This window comes from uncultured Campylobacter sp. (assembly GCF_938045405.1).
GTDB lineage: Bacteria > Campylobacterota > Campylobacteria > Campylobacterales > Campylobacteraceae > Campylobacter_B.
Genome location: NZ_CALIMW010000046.1, coordinates 1 through 2470 on the forward strand (window position 1 = coordinate 1; position 2470 = coordinate 2470).

Annotated in this window: 2 protein-coding genes and 1 pseudogene; 1 reads left to right on the forward strand and 2 read right to left on the reverse strand. The window is 46.1% G+C overall.

All coding sequences use genetic code 11. From position 1 onward, the window contains the following. The first annotated feature begins 104 nt into the window (after positions 1-104). Positions 105-680, forward strand: coding sequence for a hypothetical protein (locus Q0140_RS01425; protein ID WP_297960903.1), 576 nt, complete (start codon positions 105-107; stop codon positions 678-680). 416 nt (positions 681-1096) lie between these two features. Here Q0140_RS01425 and Q0140_RS01430 read toward each other — a convergent pair whose 3' ends face one another. Together Q0140_RS01430 and Q0140_RS01435 are read right to left on the reverse strand one after the other, a co-directional pair. Beyond that, positions 1097-1828, reverse strand: coding sequence for a DUF4197 domain-containing protein (locus Q0140_RS01430; protein ID WP_297960906.1), 732 nt, complete (start codon positions 1826-1828; stop codon positions 1097-1099). Between the two features lie 481 nt (positions 1829-2309). Beyond that, positions 2310-2470: pseudogene (locus tag Q0140_RS01435) on the reverse strand (NADP-specific glutamate dehydrogenase); the annotation flags it as partial.

Sequence of the window (2470 nt, forward strand, 5' to 3'; positions counted from 1 at the left end):
ATCGGCAGGATCATAGTTAAAAACTCCTTTGAAAGTTTTTAACTTATCTTGAGCCAAAAATAATTGATGCGCAAGCAAAATCAAAAAGCTATATGGATAAAAAAATGAGCGCTAGGATAGGTTTAATACTTTTGGGCGCATTTTTTGTATTTGAAAGCATTCTTGGCTGCTTTAGCGGAAAGATGTATTTTAAATACGGGGGCTGGAGCGCAGTTGAGCCGGTCTATATTATCAAGATTTTTATCATCGGCGTATTGTTTGCTTCTGCAGGAATTTTCATAAACAAAAAAATAGGTAGAGTGATTAATGCCTTGATAGGCTTAAACCTTTTAATAATATCTATAGAAATTTTTACAACGCAAGATCCCGCAGGAATACAAAGCAAAATCGGATATCCTTTTCTTATCTCGGGATTTTCGGTTTTACTTATTAGTATCTCGTTTTTTTACCTCGCCCTCCATCCTAAAAAGAGCATAAAAAGATATCCACAATATATGTGGTGCAAGGACTGCTTTAAATTTTACCCGTACGAGGACGTCAAGGATACGGATCAAATTTGCTCATACTGCGGCAAAAAGCTAACGGAGTATAAAAATGACGGCGTGTATCGACAAGGGAACGCCTCTGAGCAAAGCACTAAAACTCCGAAGATCAAAAAGCGTAAATTTAAAAAGCGATGAAATTTTATAAGATAGCTTTCTTGCTTTATCCTTACGCGCTTATCAGCCTCCGCTCTATTTCCCGATACTCCGCCGCTTCTTAAAATTTCAGACGTAAGCGCTAGATATACGCGCATTCAATTGCCGCACGAATTTCTAAAACTCTGCGTGAAATTTTAAAATTTCAAACTGTTTGCGTATTGCGAAATTTCAAATTTCGCGGATTAAACTCCGCGCTAAGATTATCGTCTAAAGCAAACAGGCTCCAAGCGCGCGGTAAACGAACTTCTAAATTTCGCCGTGCGCTCGCTTTAATGCAAGCAGTCGCTTCGCGCGAGCGGGCACTTTGCGCGAAGCTTTAGACTACGCAGGCAGCAGCGCGAAGCAACCGAAAGTAGCTATACGGCGAAATTTACGCCAAAACCTCGCCGCGAGCTTTATTTCAGCACCTTGCCTAAAATCCCGGCACCTTTGCCGACTGCGCTGCCGCGAAGCGCGCTTTCTTTTTCCCTCATCACCGCAAATAGCCCGTCCAGCGTCTTTTGCGTGATGTAATCGTTCAGATCCTCGCCCTGCTTAGGCAGATACTCGCTCGCGCCCAGCCCGCGCGCGATATTTTGTACCGCTTCGTTACCCGCGATCTTGTTTTGCGCGAAGGAATTTAGCCCGTTATACGCCGTCGCGAAGCTGTTTTTGCTCATCATATCGCTTACGATCGGTCTAAAAACCGCCCGCAGCTTCGCGCCAGATTTGCTCTGCAAATACTCGCTAAGCGCCGTGTCGCCGCCGCCGATGAGCTTTTTAACGTCGGCATCGTTCATAGATTTCAGATCTTGCAAAAATATCTTGCTCGCACCGCTAACCGCCTTGGTAGCGGCATCGTTCATACTCACGACGAGCTCACGTTCCCATTTATCGCCGCCCACCTTTCTCGCAAGCTTCGCAGCAGCTTTCAGCGAAGGAGGAAGCTCGATCTTGGCGGTCTTGCTGTGGATGTAGCCCCTAGCGAGCTCGGCTACGGCGCGATTCGTAGCCGAGGCAAGCAGGTCTTTGTAGTTTCCGCTCTGAGTCGCACCGAGCACGTCCGCGCCCTGCTTTAGGATATCCGTTACGTCCGCATGCGCGAGCGACAGCGACGCGGCGGCGAGTAAAACCATAAATTTTTTCATATTGCAACCTTTGGATAAAATTTGCGCCATTATGCCAAAATGCGGTAAACGCTCAGCCCGTGTTCGGTTTAAATTTACGCGCTGCGCGGGCGAGCTGAGATAAAATTTTAAGCTAAATTTGAAAGCGGCTTCGAGTTAAATTTTAAACGTCAAATTTCAAAGCTAAATTTAACGGGCAAAATTTACCTCCTCAAATTTAAAGATGAAATTTGAGAGGCGGCGGACTTTGCGCACTTGCGATTAAATTTAAAATCGGCTCTGGGGTGACTTAAATTTTAAAACCGCGCCGCCTAAGCGCCGTTTAAAATTTACGCAGCGCGCAAGATACCAACGCAAGCTGCGCAGAGCGAATTATGTCGAGAAGCGCACATACCCTCAGCGCAAACGATTGAAATTTTATCAAAGCAGCCAAAAAGTCCGCCGTAAATTTAAAGAGTTTAAATTTAAAAGCGAGCTGCGGCTTTCGGCACGATAAGCAGGCCTAAACCAGCCCTTGATCCAGCATTGCGTCGGCTACGCGGCGAAAACCCGCGATGTTTGAACCTAGCATGAGATTACCCTCCGCGCCGAATTCCTTCGAGGTTTCATAGCTGGTGCGAAATATGTGGCGCATGATCTCGCGCAGCTTACTATCGACCTCCT